General features: G+C 40.3%; 20 protein-coding genes and 1 pseudogene. 10 read left to right on the top strand and 11 right to left on the bottom strand.

All coding sequences use genetic code 11. The features are described from left to right. Nucleotides 1-235: 235 nt before the first annotated feature. Nucleotides 236-467: pseudogene (locus ACH63V_RS08645) on the top strand (hypothetical protein). 78 nt (nt 468-545) lie between these two features. Here ACH63V_RS08645 and ACH63V_RS08640 read toward each other — a convergent pair. Continuing rightward, nucleotides 546-1,301 carry an AraC family transcriptional regulator gene (locus tag ACH63V_RS08640; RefSeq protein ID WP_396463256.1) on the bottom strand — a complete coding sequence of 252 codons (756 nt, stop codon included), beginning with the start codon at nt 1,299-1,301 and terminating at the stop codon, nt 546-548. Nucleotides 1,302-1,476: 175 nt separating this feature from the next. On the opposite strand from ACH63V_RS08640, the gene ACH63V_RS08635 reads away from it, so the two are divergent. Next, nucleotides 1,477-2,685 carry an FAD-dependent oxidoreductase gene (locus ACH63V_RS08635; RefSeq protein ID WP_396463255.1) on the top strand — a complete coding sequence of 403 codons (1,209 nt, stop codon included), beginning with the start codon at nt 1,477-1,479 and terminating at the stop codon, nt 2,683-2,685. Between the two features lie 119 nt (nt 2,686-2,804). Here ACH63V_RS08635 and glmS read toward each other — a convergent pair whose 3' ends face one another. The 8 genes from glmS to ACH63V_RS08595 all read right to left on the bottom strand — a co-directional run bounded on the left by glmS (nt 2,805) and on the right by ACH63V_RS08595 (nt 11,077). Further along, nucleotides 2,805-4,643, bottom strand: a complete 1,839-nt coding sequence (gene glmS, locus ACH63V_RS08630; RefSeq protein WP_199999757.1) for a glutamine--fructose-6-phosphate transaminase (isomerizing) — start codon at nt 4,641-4,643, stop codon at nt 2,805-2,807. A 12-nt stretch (nt 4,644-4,655) separates the two neighbouring features. Continuing rightward, on the bottom strand, nt 4,656-6,020 hold the full coding sequence (gene glmU / locus ACH63V_RS08625; protein ID WP_263614868.1) for a bifunctional UDP-N-acetylglucosamine diphosphorylase/glucosamine-1-phosphate N-acetyltransferase GlmU: 1,365 nt from the start codon (nt 6,018-6,020) through the stop codon (nt 4,656-4,658). Between the two features lie 8 nt (nt 6,021-6,028). Next, nucleotides 6,029-6,562 (bottom strand): phosphatidylglycerophosphatase A, encoded by a 534-nt coding sequence (locus tag ACH63V_RS08620; RefSeq protein ID WP_000380679.1) that lies wholly within the window; start codon nt 6,560-6,562, stop codon nt 6,029-6,031. Beyond that, nucleotides 6,540-7,457 (bottom strand): thiamine-phosphate kinase, encoded by a 918-nt coding sequence (gene thiL / locus ACH63V_RS08615; protein WP_396463254.1) that lies wholly within the window; start codon nt 7,455-7,457, stop codon nt 6,540-6,542. The genes ACH63V_RS08620 and thiL overlap by 23 nt, the downstream gene beginning before the upstream one ends. Before the next feature lie 15 nt (nt 7,458-7,472). Further along, on the bottom strand, nt 7,473-7,922 hold the full coding sequence (gene nusB, locus ACH63V_RS08610) for a transcription antitermination factor NusB (protein ID WP_108679740.1): 450 nt from the start codon (nt 7,920-7,922) through the stop codon (nt 7,473-7,475). 3 nt (nt 7,923-7,925) lie between these two features. Then, nucleotides 7,926-8,396 (bottom strand): 6,7-dimethyl-8-ribityllumazine synthase, encoded by a 471-nt coding sequence (gene ribE, locus ACH63V_RS08605; RefSeq protein ID WP_001007829.1) that lies wholly within the window; start codon nt 8,394-8,396, stop codon nt 7,926-7,928. 11 nt (nt 8,397-8,407) lie between these two features. Further along, on the bottom strand, nt 8,408-9,529 hold the full coding sequence (gene ribBA, locus ACH63V_RS08600) for a bifunctional 3,4-dihydroxy-2-butanone-4-phosphate synthase/GTP cyclohydrolase II (protein WP_200027009.1): 1,122 nt from the start codon (nt 9,527-9,529) through the stop codon (nt 8,408-8,410). Nucleotides 9,530-9,769: 240 nt separating this feature from the next. After that, nucleotides 9,770-11,077, bottom strand: coding sequence for a hypothetical protein (locus ACH63V_RS08595; RefSeq protein ID WP_396463253.1), 1,308 nt, complete (start codon nt 11,075-11,077; stop codon nt 9,770-9,772). Nucleotides 11,078-11,136: 59 nt separating this feature from the next. Between ACH63V_RS08595 and serB the strand changes: the two genes are divergently transcribed. From serB to ACH63V_RS08580, 3 genes are all read left to right on the top strand, one after another. Continuing rightward, nucleotides 11,137-12,360 carry a phosphoserine phosphatase SerB gene (serB, locus tag ACH63V_RS08590; RefSeq protein ID WP_200027011.1) on the top strand — a complete coding sequence of 408 codons (1,224 nt, stop codon included), beginning with the start codon at nt 11,137-11,139 and terminating at the stop codon, nt 12,358-12,360. Between the two features lie 409 nt (nt 12,361-12,769). Continuing rightward, complete coding sequence (gene aciT / locus ACH63V_RS08585) at nt 12,770-13,105, top strand: ciprofloxacin tolerance protein AciT (protein ID WP_004704819.1); 336 nt, start codon at nt 12,770-12,772, stop codon at nt 13,103-13,105. Nucleotides 13,106-13,358: 253 nt separating this feature from the next. Beyond that, nucleotides 13,359-13,838, top strand: a complete 480-nt coding sequence (locus ACH63V_RS08580; RefSeq protein WP_263614865.1) for an SCP-2 sterol transfer family protein — start codon at nt 13,359-13,361, stop codon at nt 13,836-13,838. A gap of 39 nt (nt 13,839-13,877) precedes the next feature. Here ACH63V_RS08580 and dtd read toward each other — a convergent pair whose 3' ends face one another. Beyond that, nucleotides 13,878-14,321 (bottom strand): D-aminoacyl-tRNA deacylase, encoded by a 444-nt coding sequence (dtd, locus tag ACH63V_RS08575; protein WP_001202028.1) that lies wholly within the window; start codon nt 14,319-14,321, stop codon nt 13,878-13,880. 168 nt (nt 14,322-14,489) lie between these two features. On the opposite strand from dtd, the gene pncB reads away from it, so the two are divergent. From pncB to ACH63V_RS08555, 4 genes are all read left to right on the top strand, one after another. Further along, complete coding sequence (pncB, locus tag ACH63V_RS08570) at nt 14,490-15,704, top strand: nicotinate phosphoribosyltransferase (protein WP_311070085.1); 1,215 nt, start codon at nt 14,490-14,492, stop codon at nt 15,702-15,704. 150 nt (nt 15,705-15,854) lie between these two features. Then, on the top strand, nt 15,855-16,703 hold the full coding sequence (locus ACH63V_RS08565; RefSeq protein ID WP_396463252.1) for a sulfurtransferase: 849 nt from the start codon (nt 15,855-15,857) through the stop codon (nt 16,701-16,703). Further along, a complete protein-coding gene (gene asd / locus ACH63V_RS08560; protein WP_396463251.1) occupies nt 16,700-17,551 on the top strand; it encodes an archaetidylserine decarboxylase in 852 nt (283 codons plus the stop codon). Before ACH63V_RS08565 ends, asd begins: the two co-directional genes overlap by 4 nt. Before the next feature lie 136 nt (nt 17,552-17,687). Further along, a complete protein-coding gene (locus ACH63V_RS08555) occupies nt 17,688-18,122 on the top strand; it encodes a hypothetical protein (RefSeq protein WP_263614862.1) in 435 nt (144 codons plus the stop codon). Between the two features lie 56 nt (nt 18,123-18,178). Here ACH63V_RS08555 and ACH63V_RS08550 read toward each other — a convergent pair whose 3' ends face one another. Continuing rightward, the gene (locus ACH63V_RS08550) at nt 18,179-18,940 is read right to left on the bottom strand and encodes an AcfC family putative adhesin (RefSeq protein WP_396463250.1); all 762 of its coding nucleotides are present in this window, start codon (nt 18,938-18,940) and stop codon (nt 18,179-18,181) included. A gap of 239 nt (nt 18,941-19,179) precedes the next feature. Here ACH63V_RS08550 and ACH63V_RS08545 point away from each other — a divergent pair, with 239 nt between their 5' ends. Next, nucleotides 19,180-20,376 carry an alpha/beta fold hydrolase gene (locus ACH63V_RS08545; RefSeq protein ID WP_396463249.1) on the top strand — a complete coding sequence of 399 codons (1,197 nt, stop codon included), beginning with the start codon at nt 19,180-19,182 and terminating at the stop codon, nt 20,374-20,376. Nucleotides 20,377-20,437: the final 61 nt, after the last annotated feature.

Below are 20,437 nucleotides of genomic sequence, written 5' to 3'. Positions count from 1 at the left end.
TGACCATGACACTTTTCAAACTCATTTTCTCTCTTATTTAACGATTTTATTGATTTAAAATTTAGGTTTTTACGCCTTATTTTTTTAAATTTATAAACTATTTTTATTTTAAAATTTTAATTATTTTATTTTCCTATGACTGTGGGAGGATTAGTTGTTATTTAAAAATTATTTTAATATTTATTTGCATCATATTTTTATTTTATTTAAAGATATAAATAATCATGAGAATAATATGAAACTTCATAAATTTATATGGGTTTTAAACCTTGTGGTTGGTGCTTACAGTATTACAAATGATGACGCCAATGCTCAGCAGGAATTTAAAAGAATTTGTTCACCTCAAACCGTACAACGTTTAAAACGCACCAGTTTGCAAAGTCCTGTTCTCCCACAGGACTTTGCCCCTAACTTGTTTAGCAGTATTCAACGCTGCGACAAAACTCAAATGGGCTAAGTTCACTTAGCTCCTTTATCTCTGTGTCGCAATGATCTCTCAAACTTTAAATCAGCGCAAAAGTAAAAGACTGTTGTGGCATAGAGGCCTAGGAGAGTCTGCGTTTTGAAAAGTAACGTGCTGGAGGGTCACCTAGTGCTTTTCGAAACATAGCAATAAAACTACTTGGTGATGTATAGCCCAACACTTCTGAAACTTCTGCAACTGAAGTACCTCGCGCTAGTAATTCCAGACTATGCTTTAATTGAGCCTGTTGACGCCACTGCGCAAAACTGAGACCAGTTTCTGCAAGAATGAGTCGTCGCAATGTTCGAGAAGACATAGCACCGTACGAGGCCCACTCATCAAGGCTACGTTGACAATCAGGTTCTGCCAGCATCGTTCTGAGCACTCGCTCTAAACGAGGATCTTGGGGTATGGGTAGATGGAGTGCTTCATGGGGAGCAAGACGAATTTCATCTTGAATAACTGCAATTATATTTTTTTGATCGAGTGCTAAATCACCCAACTTATTCCACTCAGAAGCTCTCCTTGCCAAAGCCCGTAATAGCTCACTGATTCCAATCACACAAGGATTCTGTGGCAAATCTGAACACAATATCGGGGCCATGAAAAGAGTCCAACCACTCAGAGCGCCGCTCACTTTAACTTTATGCGATATGCCTGGAGGTATCCAACTTGCTCTTGATGGCGGCAAAAGCCATGAACCATGAGATGTTTTTACTTCTATAAATCCCGTATCAACACACAATAATTGACCACGGACATGGTGGTGCCAATCATATTCCCGCGTGCCTAACCGATATTGATTATTCGGTTCATCTTCACCGCGAATTGCTATCAATGAAGGCCCCTCGGACCATTCACTGTAATCAATATCTACATCCGTACTATCATTCATATTGGCCAGATTTCTGTATTTATTGGCCAAATTACGTTATCACTGCCAAATTCCTCTATGCAATACTTTTTAGCACCAAGATTTATTTATCCTGATAGAAACAACAGGAATAACATATATGAAACAATTACATATATCGATTATTGGGGCTGGGCTTGGTGGATTATGCTTAGCTCAAATGCTTAAACGGGCTCATATTGCATTCGATGTTTTTGAACGTGATCCTGCGCCAAATAGCAGAACCCAAGGGTATCGGATACGTATTGATGCTGATGGTCAACGTGCTCTAGCTGCTAGTCTTCCCGAATCACTCTATACCTTGTTCCGCGAGACAGCATCTATTGCTGCATCGGCTGGGCAATTTTTAACGCCACAACTTGAAAGTACTCTAGAGGAACGCATACCGGAGAGCTGGCGATCAAATACAGACGAAGAAAACCCCATTAAAGATGAAGATCTTAGAGTTAATCGCCAAACTTTAAGAGAGATCCTCATGACGGGCATTGAAGACCACATTCACTTCAATCACGCATTTGATCACTATGTTTTGAAACAGGATGGTCGTGTCGAGGTTTATTTTGATAATAGAAGTCCAATTTCTTCAGATGCGCTAGTGGGTGCCGATGGAGTAAATTCGGCTGTTCGATCACAATTAGCTCCTGATGCACTACCTTTAGATACAGGCTCAATTTGCATTTACGGGAAAACACAACTAAAAAAACTCAATGACCATGCACTGGACAATGGTATGAGGGTCATTTTTGCAAATGGATTTACCGCCATTTTTGATGACATATGCTTTAAAGCCCCGTTGCCAGATATTGCCGCACGTATTGAGCCTCAATGTTCACTTACTCCCATAGATGACTATTTATACTGGGCGCTTATTGGCCCAAAATCACGCTTTGGCATTGGTCACTCAATGATGTCACAGCAAGAATTACAGGCAGTTCTTCACAAAGTCATGTTTGATGTCACAGAAGGCTGGCATCTCACCTTTCAGCAGATCATACGTCAAACAGACTTGTCCGCCGTCGCTATGCTACCGATACGAAATGGTCGTCCAGAAATTGTATGGAAAACGGGTCCTGTAACATTGCTAGGAGACGCTATACATGCAATGAGCCCCGCAGGAGGAGTAGGAGCCAATACAGCACTTAAAGATGCGCGTCTTTTAGGCAATATGTTTGCCAAAATAGCTTCAGAAAATGGTGAAATTACAAATGCTCTCAATCATTACGAGAAACAAATGCGAGCTTGGGCTATAGAAGCTATAGCAAGCTCAAACCGAGGAGCAGAAAGATTATTTAAAATGTCTACTGCGTGAAATAAAAATTGATTCCTCACTCATAGAAAAACCCAGCCTGCTTTTTAATCAGCATGGCTGGGTTTATCTGGTTTACAACTTTATTGTTCAAACACGCATATAGATAGCGTGTCTGATTATTACTCTACAGTTACTGACTTCGCCAAGTTACGTGGCTGGTCAACGTCTGTACCACGTAATACAGCAACGTGATAAGACAACAACTGAACTGGTACGCTATAAATGATTGGTGCAAGCCATTCGTTTACTGCTGGAATTTGTACAACGTGTTGACGATCTTTTTCAACTACGCCGCTATTTTCATCAGCGAAAACGAATAATTCACCGCCACGCGCCTGAACTTCTTCCATATTCGACTTGAGCTTATCAAGCATTTCGTCGTTTGGCGCAAGAATCACGATTGGCATTTCAGTATCAACAAGTGCCAATGGGCCGTGCTTTAACTCACCAGCCGCGTAACCTTCTGCGTGAATATATGAAATTTCTTTAAGCTTTAATGCACCTTCCAACGCGATTGGATAGTGTGTTCCACGGCCTAAGAATAAGCAGTGTTGTTTTTCAACAAACAATTCTGATAAACGTAAAATTTCAGAATCTTGCTTAAGCGTATCAAGAATGACTTTCGGGCTGTGCCACAATTCACGAGCAATTTCTTCAATCATGACGTTGCTAATACGCTGTTTTACTTGTCCAATTTTTAGAACGAGTAACATGAGCGCAGCAAGCTGAGTCGTGAACGCTTTAGTTGATGCAACACCAATTTCAGGCCCAGCAAGGGTCAATAAGTGATGGTCAGTTTCACGAACCATTGAAGACGTAGCAACGTTACAGATAGTCAAAGTTTGAATATCGATATTGTTTGCTTTCGCACGTTTTTGAGTTTCACGTAATGCAGCTAAAGTATCAGCTGTTTCACCTGATTGAGAAATACAGATATAAAGCGTATTTTCAACAATCACAGGTGTGCGATAGCGGAATTCACTTGCGATTTCAACTTGGCAAGGCACGCCAATCAGTTGTTCAAACCAATACTTCGCGATCATGCCTGAGTGGTAGCTTGTACCACATGCAATAATTTGTACGCTTTGAATTTTGCTGAAATCTGCCTCAGCATCTTGCAAGAAATCTTCGCGTAAGCTGTTGCCATCAAGTGCTTGAGAAATCGTTTGTTTGATTGCTTCTGGTTGCTCATAAATTTCTTTGAGCATGTAGTGCTTGTATTCACCTTTTGAAGCATTGCTTACTGTTGCGTCAAGCTCTTTCACTGGACGTTCAACAGGTTGACCGTTTGCAAATACTTCAATTGAGGTACGAGTCAGGCGAGCAATATCACCTTCTTCTAAATACATAAAACGGTTAGTTACAGGTAACAATGCAAGTTGGTCTGAACTGATAAAGTTTTCGCCAATACCTACGCCAATTACGAGTGGTGAACCTTCACGTACAGTGATTAACTCATCTGGGTAATCGCTATGGATAATACCCAGTGCGTATGCACCTTTAAGCTGAGGAACAACCGATTCTACTGCTTCAAGTAAGCTGTCAGTGCTTTTTAGTGCTTCTGCAACTAAGTGAGCGACAACTTCTGTATCTGTTTGAGAGGTAAATACATATCCTAAAGCTTGAAGGTCATCTTTAAGCTCTTGATAGTTTTCGATAATACCGTTGTGAACGACTGCCACTTTACCCGACATATGTGGGTGAGCATTATTTTCAGTTGGTTTACCGTGAGTTGCCCAACGTGTATGAGCAATACCAACTACCCCAGTGAGCTGGTGTTCAGCAACAGCATCGGCAAGGTTAATCACCTTACCTACACGACGCTCACGTAAAACTTCTTCATTATTCAGTACAGCAACGCCCGCTGAATCATAACCGCGATATTCAAGACGTTTTAAACCTTCGATTAAAATCTCGGTTACACAACGCTCTGCAACGCCTCCGACGATACCACACATAATTCAATCCTCTTATTTTTTAACCTTTTGGGGACGTTGATAATTTGCCTTAGAAATTTGTTGAGCACGTTCAAAGGAGAGACTTTGTTCAGCTACATCTTTCGTAATCACAGAACCCGCACCGACTGTTGCTCCATTTCCAATAGTCACAGGCGCAACCAGCGAGCTATTAGAACCGATAAAGACTGCATCGCCAATAGTGGTTTTGTGTTTATTTGCACCATCATAATTGCAGGTAATTGTACCTGCCCCAATATTTGAGTCAGCACCGATCTCGGCATCACCTAAGTAGGTGAAATGATTGGCTTTACTGCCAAGACCAATGGTTGTATTTTTGACTTCAACAAAGTTGCCAATGTGGACTTCGTTAGCCAATTTAGCGCCTGGACGTAAGCGTGCAAATGGACCAATTTGGGTGTTTTCACCAACAATCGCACCATCAAAAACGCTATAAGCCTGAACTTTGGTTCCTGCGGCAATTTTTGTATTTTTCAAAATACAACCCGCACCGATTTCTACAAAGTCACCGAGTTCACAGTCACCTTCAATAATGACATTTACGTCAATACGAACATCGTGTCCAACTTTTACAGAACCGCGTAAATCGAAACGGGCAGGGTCTGCAAAAGTTACGCCTTGTTGCATAAGTTCTTTTGCTTGCTGTTGCTGAAAATCACGCTCAAGTGCTGCAAGTTGTAAACGGTCATTCACCCCTTCAACTTCAAAAGCAAGTTCAGGCTGAATAGACGCAATTTCTAAGCCATCTGCAACCGCCATCGCAACGATGTCAGTTAAATAGTATTCGCCTTGCGCGTTTTCATTTGAAAGCTTAGGCAACCATTCATGAAGTTTTGCATTGCTTACACAGTAAATACCTGTGTTGATTTCTTGAATTTGGCGCTGAGCATCAGTTGCATCTTTATGTTCAACAATCGCTTGAATTTTTCCGTCTTGGCGAACAATACGGCCATAACCTGTTGGGTTTTCGACATGTAAAGTAATCATGCCAATACCGGTTTTACTTGATACTTCAACAAGTTGCTCTAGCGTTGTTTGACGGACTAAAGGAACATCACCGTATAAAATTAATGAAATACCGTCTTTAGGAAGTACCGGTAAAGTCATTTGTACAGCATGACCTGTACCTAATTGTTCTGCTTGCTCAACCCATTGAATGTTTTCTTGTGCAAACGTCTGTTTTACGTGATCGCCGCCATGTCCATAAATGGTAATGATATTTTCTGCTAATAGTTGTTTTGCTGTCTTAATAACATGTCCTAGTAGCGGGCGACCAGCTAAAGGCTGTAATACTTTAGGTAGTTGTGAACGCATTCGCGTTCCTTTGCCTGCAGCAAGGATAATGACGGTAGTTGACATGAGTAAACCTACTTAAATGGCGTTACGCCCCAGAAAGTAATAAATATGATGATACAAAGTGCCGCCCAAAGCCCTGCAATGATGTCATCCAGCATAATTCCGAAGCCACCAGCAACTTTCTGGTCGGCTACACGGATTGGCCAAGGTTTCCAAACATCAAACAGGCGGAATAAGCAAAAACCAATTAGTGCCCATTGTAACGACATTATATTAAAAAATATTAAAGGCAGAAGAGTAATTGATTGTCCTGCAAATTCGTCCCACACAATTCGCCCATCATCGTGTACGTCTATAACCTTTGCTGTTTGACCGCAAATATAAATACCCACCAAGGACATGATGATAATAGCGATTAAACTTAAGTTAAATCCGAGAGATAGCCAAATAGGAATGAAAAGTAAGGCAAAAGCAGAGCCAAAAGTACCGGGTGCTTTAGGAGCGAGACCAGATCCAAAACCAACCCCACAGAAAACGATGCAGCGGTTGAACCAAGACATGTTCTTAAAATGAATCGGCGGTTTATGCAAAGTGTTGGTATCCATGAATTTGCAATGGGTAATCTGAACCCAAATGCTCAAAAGTTAGTTTTGTTTGTTCAACGATCTGTCCAATCATTGTAATCTTAACGTCCAGTTGTTTTTGCAAAAGTTTTTCATAATTTTGCGGTGTTATTGTAAAACATAATTCGTAGTCATCACCACCTGCAAGTGCATACTGCCAACGTTGTTGTTCTTCGAGTTGTTGCAATACAGGGTCAACAGGTAATTTTTCCAAGACGAGTCGAGCTCCAACCTTGGATGTTTTTAAAATATGTCCTAAATCTTGAGCTAAGCCATCTGACACATCAATCATGCTAGAGGCAAGACCTTTTAGTTCTTGTCCAAGCTGACAGCGTGGTGTCGGATAGTCGAGTCTTTGTTGCAGCGGATGGCCTAAGTGCTGTAAACCGTAGGCTGCATCGCCCACCTGACCGCTCACACACACATAATCACCGACTTTTGCGCCTGAACGTAACACGGCTTTTCCGGTTTCTATCCAGCCCATTGCGGTAACGGTAATCGTGAGATGTGGGCCTTGGGTGGTATCTCCACCAATTAAGGCAACACCAAATTGATTACAACAGTCATAGATTCCCTGACTAAACCCTTCAAGCCACTCATGGTCAACTTGAGGCAAGCTGATTGCTAGTAAAATACTGTGCGGTTTGGCACCCATTGCAGCAATATCTGAAAGATTTACAGCAACACTTTTCCAGCCAATCGCATGAGGTGAGGTTTCAAGAGGGAAGTGACGTCCAGCAACAAGTGTATCTGCACAGATCACCAGTTGTTGATTTGGAGGGGGAGTAATTAAGGCTGAGTCATCACCAATACCAAGCGCGACATCGGAGTTTGACTGCCGATTAAAGTACTGGTCAATAATTGAAAACTCAGCCATAGAACACCAAGCCTATTAGTTTGCTTGTTGTTTTTCTGCGCTACGCAGTGTCGAACTTAGGCGGTCTAATACACCATTGATGTATTTATGACTGTCTGCTCCGCCAAAATGCTTAGCGAGTTCGATAGCTTCATCAAGTACCACACGGTATGGAATTTCTAAATGATCACGTAACTCGTAAGCACCTAAACGTAAAGTCGCGAGCTCTACACCATCAAGCGCGTCAATTTCACGGTCAAGTACCGGAATAAGTAACGCATCAAGCTCTTCGTGCTGAGCGATGACTTGAGTAAGTAGTTCGTGATAATAGCTTAAGTCTACCTTGTGCATTGCATTTTCAGCACGGGTACGTGCTTCAATTTCATGTACAGGGTTGTGACTCATTTGCCACTCGTAAATACCTTGTACAGCAAAACGACGTGCTTTGCGTTTTGCTGCGTAAGCGGCTTGCAGTGTTTGAGACATGCTTTAAATTGCCTTTAATAAATTAACCATTTCAATTGCAGTTAAAGCAGCTTCGCTACCTTTGTTTCCTGCTTTTGTACCTGAGCGTTCGATTGCTTGCTCGATGCTGTCAGTAGTTAATACACCATTGATAACAGGCAAGCTGCTTTCTAACGCAACTACACCTAAACCTTTTGCACATTCACCCGCAACAAAGTCAAAGTGAGGTGTGCTGCCACGGATCACTGCGCCAAGAGCAATAATGGCATCAAACTGGTTTGATGTAGCTAATTTTTTAGCAACGATCGGGAGTTCCCATGCGCCAGGAGCGTGAATAACAGTAATGTTATCTTCATTTACGCCGTGACGTTTTAATGTGTCGATCGCGCCTTCCAATAAGTGTTCAACAACAAAGCTGTTGAAACGACCCACTAAAATCGCATAACGACCTTCGCTTGCGAGATGTAATAAACCTTCAATACGGCGAATTGCCATAGCAACCTCGATTATTTCGTTGTGATTTGATCAGCAGTGACATATTCCACTACTTCTAAATTAAAGCCAGATAAGGCATTGAAACGCAATGGTGAGCTAAGAAGCTTCATTTTTTCAACACCTAAATCACGCAAAATTTGAGCACCTACACCAATGGTTTGATATTGATGTGAAAGTGCTGCATTGGATTTCACCGGTTTTGGCTTGTTTAAATCATCCAACGCTGGTCCCAAGTCTTGCAAATGATCTTGCCCGATCCAGACTAAAACACCGCGATCACTCGCTGCAATTGTCTGTAGTGCACGGTCAAGATTCCAAGCAGGTTCGCCGTCAGCCTTATTCAGCTTAAGCAAATCACGAATTGGGCTGAAACCATGTACACGTACCGTTGTAACACCTTCTTTAGGCTCGCCTTTAACTAAAGCCAAATGAATGTCCGGGTTACCAATCTCACGATAGCGATAGAGCTCAAATGAACCGTATTCTGTTTGAATGGTTTTTTGATCCAAACGTTCTACAGTCTGCTCATTCGTCATACGGTAGTGAATTAAGTCGGCAATTGTACCAATTTTTAGGCCATGCTTCTCAGCAAAAATTTCTAAATCTGCACGACGTGCCATTGTGCCATCTTCATTGATGATTTCACAAATGACAGAAGCTGGTTCAAGACCTGCTAAACGTGCCAAATCACAACCCGCTTCGGTATGACCTGCGCGGTGTAATACACCACCTGGTTGTGCCATGAGTGGGAAAATATGACCCGGTTGTACGATATCGCTTGGTTTAGCATGCGCTGCAACAGCAGCTTGAATGGTATGTGCACGCTCTGCTGCCGAAATACCAGTGGTAATACCTTCAGCAGCTTCAATAGATAACGTAAAGTTAGTGCTATGCTGAGCGCCGTTCTGGTCAACCATGAGTGGAAGATTCAACTGCTTACAGCGTTCACGGCTTAACGTCAGGCACACTAGACCACGTGCATGGGTAATCATGAAGTTAATATCTTCAGGACGAACATGCGTTGCTGCGATGACAAGATCACCTTCATTTTCGCGATCTTCGTCATCCATCAAGATAACCATTTTGCCTGCACGAATATCGGCGACAAGATCTTCAACACGACTCAGCGGCATTCGCTTTCACCTTTTTTTGTCGTAAGACAATTTCTATTGAATAAATTTCGCATAGTTTACGCTGTTTATAGAATTTTGCCTATGATTCTGATTTATCCAAATTTACCACCCAACATAATAGATCTGGATTTATTTATCTGAATAAATCATAAGAAAATAAAATTATTTAAACTAAATACCATGAATTTAAATAAAAAAAACCTAGCCAAAAGGCTAGGTTTAAATGCGCACAATGACTTTTTAAGAAGCTGCACTACTTGGACTGTCATTTTGTGGGATTGATTTTTTACCCATCAAAATTTCAGTTCTAATATTTTGCGCAAGCTCTGCACATTCAGCGTTCATGCCATTAATCATAAATGCATGACGAGTCATGATATTGCTTGGGTTTGGCATTGCAACAAGCTGATAACTGTCTTGAATAGCTTTAAGCTGATCATTCTCAAGATAAAGCGCAGACTCTTTTGCATGTAGATGTTGTGCTAAACGCTGAGCAGCTTCTTTCGCATCAATCTGCATTGCTTCTACGGCATGACATACAGCACTGCGGGTTTGCAGCGCAAAACGTTTATCTTCACGGTAACGTTTATATAAAACGTCTGACAGTAATTGGAAAACTGTACCTACCATAAGTAAGCATTCTACAGCGTGCGGATGTGAAGTTGAGATTGCGAGTGTTGCGCCTTCTGCATGAAACTCATCTACCACCTCAATATCAGTCGCCTTTAAATGATAATGCTTTGTGCATAGCTCGATACTTTTATTTAAGAAGAGCTGACAAAGTTTAAAATAAGGAACAGAAACAGACTGGTTAACACTACTTAATAACTGTTTAGGGTCATAAAACTGAATATTGAGTGCCAAACTGTCTTGGTTTGTAGATTCTGTGCTTTTTTCTGGTTGTGGGCGAACAAGTGGTTTCGCTTTAGCTTGTTGCTGAGCCTGTGCAACCAAAGTTACTGTATTTTGTTTTTCAAGCGCGAGAGCTTGTGTTAACTCTTGAATCTCATGTTTTAAACGATTTTCTTCGTTAATACGTGCTAGGTATTCACTACGGGTTGGACGAGCGATGGCACGATAAGCAAGCCATAATAAAACATGTAAGAATAACGAAGCTAAAATCGCAAGCCATTGGGTACGAAGGATTTCGCCAATACTTGGTTGAATAAGCGTAATTTCAATAGAACCGACTTTCTTCTCGTTTTGAAGAGCATCACGAACAAAAATTTCACCTTCGCGAGTTTTTGACATGCCGCTTGTTGCCAAAACTTGTTTATTGGCATCAAGAATACGGATAGATGCCACACTTGGATTGGTCGCATAGCGATTGGCAATAAGCGCCAAAGATACCGTATTGGCAGGCTCAAGCTCAGATAAGCTGTCTGCTACGAGTTGGCTGGTCATGAGCTGACCTTGACTCGCACGGTTTTCATTGAGCTGGTGTGTTGTTGCAATCACCAATAAAAAGGTATGCAATGCAAAACTAATGATCAGTAGGCTAGCAAATAGCCCTTGTCTAGGCGCAATCAAGTTAAACTTCCAAGGCAATTATATTGAAATTCGATTATGATTCTTACAATAGTTGTCACTCAGACTAGAGTCAATTCATGCGAGAAATCATTCTTATATCCTTTTTAGGACCGGACCAACCAAACCAGTTTACCCGATTAATGCAAGTACTATCCGTACATTCATTGCAAATACTGGATGTAGGTCAGGCCGTTATTCATAATCAACTGACATTGGGCATCGTGGTCGCTTCAGATAATGAAACTGCGACAGCGTTGGCAATGAAAGAGATTTTGATTTTAGCACATGATATTGGCTTAACAGTGCGCTTTAAACCAATCTCGGGCGCAGAATACGATCAATGGGTAAGCGAAGGTGGACGAACTCGTTATATCGTCACGGCTTTAGCGCCAGAACTGACTGCTGCACATTTACAAGCAGTTACACAAATTGTGTCTACACAAGGCTTTAACATCGAAACGATAACGCGTTTATCCGGCCGTGTAGACCTTGAAAAAGATAGTACATTGCCTCGTCGTGCTTGCGTACAGTTTGGTTTAAGCAGTGGTCCAACTTTAGATGCACAAGCAATGCGTGCAGCTTGTTTACTTCTTTCAAGCGAATTAAATATTGATGTTGCTGTTCAAGAGGACAATGCTTATCGACGCAACCGCCGTTTAGTGTGCTTCGATATGGACTCAACCCTAATTGAGCAAGAAGTGATTGATGAGTTGGCGATTGAAGCAGGGGTAGGCGCACAAGTTGCTGAAATTACTGAAAGAGCAATGCAAGGCGAACTTGATTTCCAGCAAAGCTTCCGTGCCCGTGTTGCATTATTAAAAGGGCTTGATGCTGCTGTTTTACCTAAAATTGCTGAGCGTTTAACCATTACCGAAGGTGCAGAACGCCTCATTTCAACGTTAAAAGCGCTTGGATATAAAACGGCTATTTTATCAGGCGGTTTCCAATATTTTGCTGAATATTTACAAGGCAAACTTGGTATTGATGAAGTTCATGCCAATGTTCTAGACGTACAAGATGGCGTTGTAACTGGTGAAGTAAAAGGTGTAATTGTTGATGGTGCACGTAAAGCTGAATTATTACGTGAGCTTGCCAACAAACTCGATATTTCATTAGAGCAGGCAATGGCTGTGGGCGATGGCGCAAATGATTTACCAATGCTTGCGATTGCAGGACTTGGCGTAGCATATCGTGCTAAACCGCTTGTTCGCCAAAATGCGAATCAGGCGATTTCAAGCGTTGGTTTAGATGGTGTGCTGTATTTACTCGGTATGCATGACAAAGATTTAAACCGTGCTTAAATAATACTGAACAATCATTAAGCGCTGCTCAAGAGTAGCGCTTTTTTTATGCAGAATAGTCATAAAAACAAGCAAGTTATGACAGAATTGTGCACAGAAAAAAGGCAATAAAAAAAACTGAAAAAAACTTATTTTCAAGCAAAAAAACAGCATAGTTTTTTGTAATGACACGCCAGAATTGATGCCATATAGGACGTAGAACTTTTTCAAATTTACAAAAATGTAATGACAAAAGAATGTTGCGACAAAGTATGTCGCATCGACAAATAACAGGTCTTTTTTTCTAAAAAAAAACATCCATAATGCTTTCTAAGCTTCAACACAAATCATGAATTAAAGTTGTTTTTGGAATGAGGTCTGGTGTTCAGACCGAATGTTTTTAGACGTTTTCATTAAGACGGAGGTTTCTATGGTAACAGCGAATTTTGCCGCTATCGCCGGATTCAGCTTAATTGCTGTCGCGCTTGTTGCTGTTTTCTTTTCTCCTTACCGTCGTTGGCTTGGTTTTATGCTTGCAGGGATGTTTTTTTGGGGGCTATTGGAAGTGGTCCGTTTTGGAGTTCAAGTCACTTTTGAAATGCCAGTCACATATAGTTATTTAACTGCACTAAGTCTAGCGATGGTAATGGTCACATTTGTTTTATTACGTGAGGATAAACAGGCACAGAAGGCTTTGGCAAATCGCCAATATATAGAACATACGCCAGTATATGAAGATGATCAGCAGCAATGTTCTAGCCGATAATTAAATTGTTATCTAACGGTAAAAAGGTATGCACAGCATGCCTTTTTTATTTACGAAAACATGATTTTTATTATACAAAGCATTTATTAAAAAATAGCCAGTTATGCTACGATAGGCTGGTCTGTTGACGTTTCATATATAGATTGCGTTGCCAATTAGAATATCATCAGTCGATGCACAAAACAGGCAATGGGGAGCCCTTGCTGAGTTTTGCCCCAAGGTTTTCATAAAAATACAATAGGCGTGAATGTTCATGAAACTTTCTTCTATACCTGTAGTCAAGTTACCACTTGTTGATGTCAGTACAGACCCGTTAGATTTATTGGTAGCAGGTTTGGCACTGCGTATGAAACAGTTGGCACGTACAAGTCCTAAGTTTATTGAGCTAGTGCATGACCGCGCATTCCGCATTCAAATTGGTACTGATTTAGGTGTTGCTCGCCAAATTATTATTAACAATGGTCACATCGATACAGTCGCTGGCTCACCTGAAAAAGCTGACTTTATTTTGCAATTTGCAGATAGCGAACAAGGTGTAAAAACTTTACTTAAAGGCGACCCAACTGCATTTATGACGGGTATGCAAGACGGTAGCATTAAAATGGAAGGCGATTTCAGCCTGCTCGTTTGGTTTAACCAAGCAGCTAAACTCATTCCACCAAGATTACCAAAACCAGTAAAAGATAAAGTACGCCAAGCACGTGCTTTTATTAAAGAAAAAACTGGTCGTTAAGATCTAATAAAAAACTCCCGATTGGGAGTTTTTTTATATCTATGCTTCAACTTCTAAATTGAAAGTGACTGGCCCATCATTAATGAGGTGTACTTTCATATCAGCAGCGAAAATACCTGTTTGAACATTTTCAAACTGTGAACGGGTATATTCAACTAACTGTTCATAGAGTGCTTTTGCATCGCTAGGTGGCATAGCTGGCCCAAAGTCTGGACGCAAACCTTTTTGGGTTTGAGCCATGAGCGTGAACTGAGAAACAAGCAGGACTCCGCCATTTGCCTGAGATACATTCCAGCCCATCTTGCCTTGCTCATCATCAAAAATACGATATTTTAAAATTTTATCGATAAGCTTCTGACCTATGGCTAAAGTATCGTCTCGGCCAATTCCTAAAAAAACCAATAAGCCATTCTGGATTTCACCGGTCGTTTCACCGTCTACCACCACTTTAGCTTCAAGAACTCGTTGTATTAAAGCGCGCATTGTTAGAGAGAGTTTCTGCAATTATTTGAATTGATGCAGTTTAGCAGAAATTAATTTAAATGATTTTTAAAAGGAAATTTCATGGAGTTGCAACAATGGTATAAAAGCTCATAATTCATCTATAAAAATATGCTTTAATGCTAAGAAGCAAGCGAATAATCATTGACTATGTCTCCAATTATCCATTCTTTACTTGATACAGACTTGTACAAATTTACAATGCTACAAGTGGTTTTGCATAAATTCCCGCAAACACATAGTGTCTACCATTTTCGTTGCAGAAATTTAGAAGATACTGTTTATCCATTAGTGGATATTTTGGATGACTTAAACGAGCAACTCGACCATTTATGTAATCTCAAATATAAAGAAGATGAACTACAATATTTAAGAAAACTACGATTTATTAAAAGCGACTTTGTCGATTATTTAGAACTATTCCAGCTTAAACGACGTTTTATTCAGGCCAGTATAGATGCCGAAGGCCGACTAGATATTCGTATTGAAGGGCCGATGGTTCAGGCCATGATGTTCGAGATTTTTGTCTTAGCCATTGTAAACGAATTATATTTTAGCCGTATTAAAACAGATGAAGTCTGGGCTGAAGGTGAACGCCGTTTAAAAGCCAAGCTTGAATTGATTCAGCAATATGAAAAATCCCAGCAGCCGAATGACCCTCCATTTTTAGTTTCTGATTTTGGTACACGCCGCCGCTATAGCTTTGAATGGCAAAAACATGTAGTGGCTGCATTTCATAAAACTGTTCCAAATGTGTTCCGTGGAACGAGTAATGTTTTGCTGGCTAAAGAATTAAATATCACGCCAATTGGAACCATGGCACATGAATTCCTACAGGCGTTTCAGGCGCTTGATGTCCGCTTACGTGACTTTCAAAAAGCTGCTTTAGAAACATGGGTTCAAGAATATCGTGGAGACTTGGGAATCGCTTTGACCGACGTTGTTGGGATGGACGCTTTCCTCAGAGATTTTGACCTGTATTTCGCAAAACTGTTTGATGGCTTACGTCATGACAGTGGTGACCCATATGAGTGGGGCGATAAAGCCTACGCGCACTACCGTAAATTAAAAATTGATACCAAAACTAAAATGTTGACCTTTAGTGATGGTCTCAATTTGCCAAAAGCATGGGAATTGCACCAATACTTCAAAGACCGTTTTCAGGTGAGTTTTGGTATTGGAACCAATTTGACCAACGATATGGGGCAAACACCGCTCAATATTGTGTTGAAACTGGTTGAGTGTAATGGTCAGTCGGTTGCCAAAATTTCGGATAGCCCAGGAAAAACCATGACCGACAATGATACGTTCTTGGCTTATTTACGTCAGGTTTTCCAAATTGAAGAGTTTGAAGAAGCTGTTTAATTACAATGTAGTTTTACAGCTTGGCAGGCACTTAACGCTTAAGAATGTGTATATCTGATTTTTTGCTAAACGGTAGCAGAAAATCAGAGTTTGATAGATATAAGCTTATGCTAAGATAAAATTAAGCTGGTATAAAAAGTAACCATGACGATGACACTCCCTGATTTTAAACTCAATTTATTAATAGAAGCAGAAGAGTTAGTGCCTTATTTAGGCAATGAATATATCCGTATTGTAGATTTGAGCCGCGCCTCGGTTTATGAACAACTCCATATTCCACATGCCATTCACTTACAACCTAAATGGTTGGTGGCTCAGCATGAAGAAGCCACTGGTATTTTGCCAGATGAAGCCGGTTTACAAGCGCTCATTGAAAAATTGAATATTTCACCAAATCACCATGTGGTTGTCTATGACGATGAAGGTGGGGCATGGGCTGGGCGTTTAATCTGGAATTTACATTGCTTAGGGTTTACCCGTACCAGTTTAATTAATGGCGGCATTCATGCATGGTTAGGTGCAGGTTTACCCACCACAGCTGAGGTTGAAGAAATCCCTCGAGTTGATGATTTAATTCAGATTGATTTATCACATGCTGCTCAGTTCCGAGTGAACTATGAAGAACTGCGCAAACAGGTTGAACAAGAAAGCATTCAATTGTGGGATTGTAGAACGAGTGATGAGTACAGTGGTGTCCGTTTAGCAGCACGACGCGGTGGTCACATTCCAAATGCACTCCATTTTGAATGGAGTACTGCACTTAATCGTCAAAATCATCTAAAATTGCATCCGCTTGAACGCACGCGGCAGCGTCTTGAACAACTTGGGTTCGATTTAAAACAACCTGTAGTCGTATACTGCCAGTCACATCACCGTTCTGGTTTGGCCTATATTTTGGCTAGACTTTTGGGTTGGGAAGCAAAAGCCTATGATGGTGCGTGGAGTGAATGGGGCAATCGCCTCGATAGTCCTATCATTACTGGAGAATCGCCGTCTTGAGTTTTACATCTCGCTTAAAAAAAGAATTATTTATTAAGGCACAAAATCTTGTTCCTCAGCATCAGTTAAGCCGTGTGGTGGGTAAAGTTGCTGCAAGTGAAAATCCAGTATTAAAAGCTGCGGTTATTCATGCATTTAAAACCAAATACGGCATTGATTTATCAATTGCTGAACAAGGCAATGCACTCAAATACAAATCTTTTAATGATTTCTTTACTCGTGCATTGAAAGATGGCGTACGTCTAGTTGATGAAAATGCTGATAGCATCGTTTCACCAGCAGATGGCGCAATTTCTCAAATTGGTAAAATCACTGCTGGCGAAGTTTTTCAGGCAAAAGGCCAAAGCTTCTCTGTAGAAAAATTAATTGGTGACCCACAACTTGCTCAACCTTTCCAAGAAGGTAAGTTTGCAACGGTTTATTTGTCTCCACGCGATTATCACCGTGTTCATATGCCATTTTCAGGCACATTAACTGAAACTTTGTATGTACCGGGTGAGTTATTTTCAGTAAACCAGGTCACTGCTGAAAATGTACCGGGTTTATTTGCCCGTAATGAACGCATGGTGTGTTTGTTTGATACTGAACTTGGTCGTATGGCTGTTGTTTTAGTCGGCGCTATGATTGTTGCAGGTATTGAAACTGTAGCAACAGGTAAAGTAAAACCGTCGGGTCGTATCGAATTACAGCATCATCAGTTGAAGTTAGAGAAAGGTGCTGAGCTTGGCCGTTTTTATTTAGGTTCTACCGCTATTATTTTATTTGAAAAAGATAAAATCGAGTGGGAAAAACGTTTTAAAGCCGAGTCAGTTGTTGTGATGGGCGAACGTATGGGCCATACGATCTAACCCAGAAATAAGATTTAAAAAGAGAGCATTTGCTCTCTTTTTTATTTACATTTCTATAATTAACTATATTTTTAAATATAATGTTTACCAGTAAATTAATTTTTAACTCATTATAAATACTCACGAAGAGAATAAAATGTCCCCAACTCCTATCATTAGTTTATATTTTGCTTCGGCTTTGACTTTCGTGGCCGCGTTACTTCATTTTATTTGTGTGTTTTGGGGAGCAAATGGTTTTCGGTTTTTAGGGGCTGGGAAAAGTATTGTTCAGATGGTCGAAAGGGGACATTGGTATCCGAATTTTACAGCTATAGCTGTGGGGATTATTCTAACAGTATGTTCTATGTATGCCTTCTTTGCAGCAAAAGGACTACAGCTATTACCTTTTACCGAAATTATTTTGTCACTTGTTGCAGCCGTGTTTCTTATTCGTGGTTTTGCTTTTCCATGGTTAAAATCAAAATTTGTTGGGAATAGTGATTTATTTTGGTATATCAGCTCAGCCTTTTGTTTAATACTGGGTACTTTATATGCCGTAGGCGTATATTCAATATCAAAGAATATATTTTAGCTTAGGCAGAGTTAATACTTTTCAAAATTAAAAAGGGAGTATGACTCCCTTTTTAATTATTTAGTCCAACCATATTTTTTGAAAATAGCATTGCCTTGTTGAGAGGATAGAAAATCCACAAAACGTTTAGCTTCAGTGTCTTTTAAACTATGCTTGGTTAAGGCTACACCTGTATCTCGATAAATAACTAGCTCTGGTTCAATCGGTATAATTTGTCCAATGTCTGGGTTACTGACTCCCCAAATATTAAAGACTAACCAAGCATCATAGCTGCTATTTTCTTCCCAGTTTTTCTTGGCAATTCCTGTGTTGGCTGCATAGGTGGCAATATTTTTTCGAAAAGATTTGGTTAATTGAATATTTCCAGTTCTGCCAGCAATATCTTCCCACATACCGACTTGACCTGCGCCATGTGTAACTAAAACCTTAACGCCGGGTTTAGCGAGGTCTTTAAAACCTTTAATATTCTTAGGGTTTCCCTTTCTCACTAAAATGGCTGCGGGACGTAAATATAAAGGCTCTACCGAGTCTTTTATAATTTGCTCAGAAAAAGCATTTTCAAAATCAGACATCATGGCTTCGGAACCGCTATATATAACATCGGCATCTTGTTTCGCTTTTTCCGACCATTGAGAAGTAGGTCCAGAAGTCACATGGACTGCTATGCCCGTTTTATTGGTGAATTGTTTGGCGGCTTCTTTCATTGCGGGTGCTGGACCACCAGGACCATACACTTGTACGTCTGCAAAGCTATGGATAGATATAGAACCGAGAATAAGACAAATTAGGTACGGTATAAATTTATATTGTTTTGACATTTTAATCGCTGTAGTAATTAGGAAAATATCAGCATATATTTTTTATTATTTAAACGGGATTAATTTTTGCAACTGTATTTATATTACATATTTTTAAAATATAGTTTTATTAAATTTCAGTAAATCTGTTTTAATGTGTTTTTAGATTGAATATAAATTATAGATAATTTTATGGTAATTTATATTTTATAAATTGATTATTTAAATAGATGCAATGTAAATAATAGAGGAGTAATCCCTTGATTAGAAAAAGTAATTCCTTTTTAAAAATTTTATTCAGCAGTATTTGTTTGACGTCTGGCTCTGCTATGGCTGCTCCAATTACAGATTTGAGTAAGCAAATAGTGAGTGAAAAACCGGGTTCAATACTGTCTATAGTACAGCAAGATGTAACGAATTTATTTCCTCATGCCGATCAGCGTTTGTTGATCAATTATCGTAGTCGAGGTGTGAATGGCGAGCCTATCGTTGCCTCAGCATTTATTTTATTACCAAAAGGAACACCTCCAAAAAATGGCTGGCCTATATTGGCTTGGGCGCATGGCACGACCGGAGTTGCTGACACCTGTGCACCTTCTGGTGACTATTTAGGTGGCCCTGTTCATTCTTATCAAGAAGTTGCTTCCAAAGCTTTAGATGGTTGGCTTGCACGTGGCTATACGGTCGTTGCGCCCGATTATCAGGGATTAGGTACGCTAGGTGCACATCCCTATATGAATGCCAATAGCCAACTGCATACGGTAGTCGATGCCGTACGAGCATTACATTTGCTTAAGCCAAAAGATTTTAATAAACAGTGGTTGGTGATGGGGCATAGTCAAGGCGGGGCTGCGGCAATTGCAGTGTCTGCCTATGGTCAAAAAGATGCACCTGAACTCGATTTAAAAGGAGCGATTGCGCTTGCGCCAGGTGGCTATCAATATGAAGGCATTGCAGAGTATGTAAAAACTAATCCAAACCCAGAACCTAGCGTGGCAGCTTTCTTCCCGATTGTGTTATTGGGAGCGCAAGCAGCAGAACCAAGCATTGTTCCTGAAAATTTAGTTAGTCCCGAAATGAACACTGTGCTCACACAAGCACGTAGCCGCTGTTTATCTGAACTTCAATCTGATTTGAAAAAATCTCCTTCTAGCATATTTAAAGCTAATGCAGATTTAAAACCTCTTTTGGCTTATCTAAAACAGCAATCCATTGAAAATATGGTACCGACTGTTCCGTTAATGATTGTTCAAGGTTCTAAAGATCATTTAGTCGACCCTAGAGGAACATCAGCTTATTACCAACAGCTATGTAAATTAAAAAAACCAGTGATTTATCAAACGATTGATGGTGGAGATCATCGCGATGCATTGCGCCAGAGCAACACTTTTGCCACCAACTTTTTAAATGTTATAGAGAAAAATCAGGCTAAATCTTATTGCTCTAATTTTAAATAAATAGATTTAAATGCGACAAAAAAGCCGACTTTCATGAGTCGGCTTTTTATATGTACGAGTG

This window comes from Acinetobacter sp. ABJ-A23_2, assembly GCF_044538765.1.
Classification (GTDB): domain Bacteria; phylum Pseudomonadota; class Gammaproteobacteria; order Pseudomonadales; family Moraxellaceae; genus Acinetobacter; species Acinetobacter nosocomialis_A.
The sequence above is the reverse complement of the archived record's forward strand: the minus strand, read 5'-3'. Positions and strand labels throughout refer to the sequence as shown.

Excerpts from the sequence above, each read along its gene's own strand:
- ACH63V_RS08635 (WP_396463255.1), top strand. The coding sequence starts at position 1,477 with ATGAAACAATTACATATATCGATTATTGGGGCTGGGCTTGGTGGATTA.
- glmS (WP_199999757.1), bottom strand. The coding sequence starts at position 4,643 with ATGTGTGGTATCGTCGGAGGCGTTGCAGAGCGTTGTGTAACCGAGATT.
- glmU (WP_263614868.1), bottom strand. The coding sequence starts at position 6,020 with ATGTCAACTACCGTCATTATCCTTGCTGCAGGCAAAGGAACGCGAATG.
- ACH63V_RS08620 (WP_000380679.1), bottom strand. The coding sequence starts at position 6,562 with ATGGATACCAACACTTTGCATAAACCGCCGATTCATTTTAAGAACATG.
- thiL (WP_396463254.1), bottom strand. The coding sequence starts at position 7,457 with ATGGCTGAGTTTTCAATTATTGACCAGTACTTTAATCGGCAGTCAAAC.
- nusB (WP_108679740.1), bottom strand. The coding sequence starts at position 7,922 with ATGTCTCAAACACTGCAAGCCGCTTACGCAGCAAAACGCAAAGCACGT.
- ribE (WP_001007829.1), bottom strand. The coding sequence starts at position 8,396 with ATGGCAATTCGCCGTATTGAAGGTTTATTACATCTCGCAAGCGAAGGT.
- ribBA (WP_200027009.1), bottom strand. The coding sequence starts at position 9,529 with ATGCCGCTGAGTCGTGTTGAAGATCTTGTCGCCGATATTCGTGCAGGC.
- serB (WP_200027011.1), top strand. The coding sequence starts at position 11,137 with ATGCGAGAAATCATTCTTATATCCTTTTTAGGACCGGACCAACCAAAC.
- aciT (WP_004704819.1), top strand. The coding sequence starts at position 12,770 with ATGGTAACAGCGAATTTTGCCGCTATCGCCGGATTCAGCTTAATTGCT.
- ACH63V_RS08580 (WP_263614865.1), top strand. The coding sequence starts at position 13,359 with ATGAAACTTTCTTCTATACCTGTAGTCAAGTTACCACTTGTTGATGTC.
- dtd (WP_001202028.1), bottom strand. The coding sequence starts at position 14,321 with ATGCGCGCTTTAATACAACGAGTTCTTGAAGCTAAAGTGGTGGTAGAC.
- pncB (WP_311070085.1), top strand. The coding sequence starts at position 14,490 with ATGTCTCCAATTATCCATTCTTTACTTGATACAGACTTGTACAAATTT.
- ACH63V_RS08565 (WP_396463252.1), top strand. The coding sequence starts at position 15,855 with ATGACACTCCCTGATTTTAAACTCAATTTATTAATAGAAGCAGAAGAG.
- ACH63V_RS08555 (WP_263614862.1), top strand. The coding sequence starts at position 17,688 with ATGTCCCCAACTCCTATCATTAGTTTATATTTTGCTTCGGCTTTGACT.
- ACH63V_RS08550 (WP_396463250.1), bottom strand. The coding sequence starts at position 18,940 with ATGTCAAAACAATATAAATTTATACCGTACCTAATTTGTCTTATTCTC.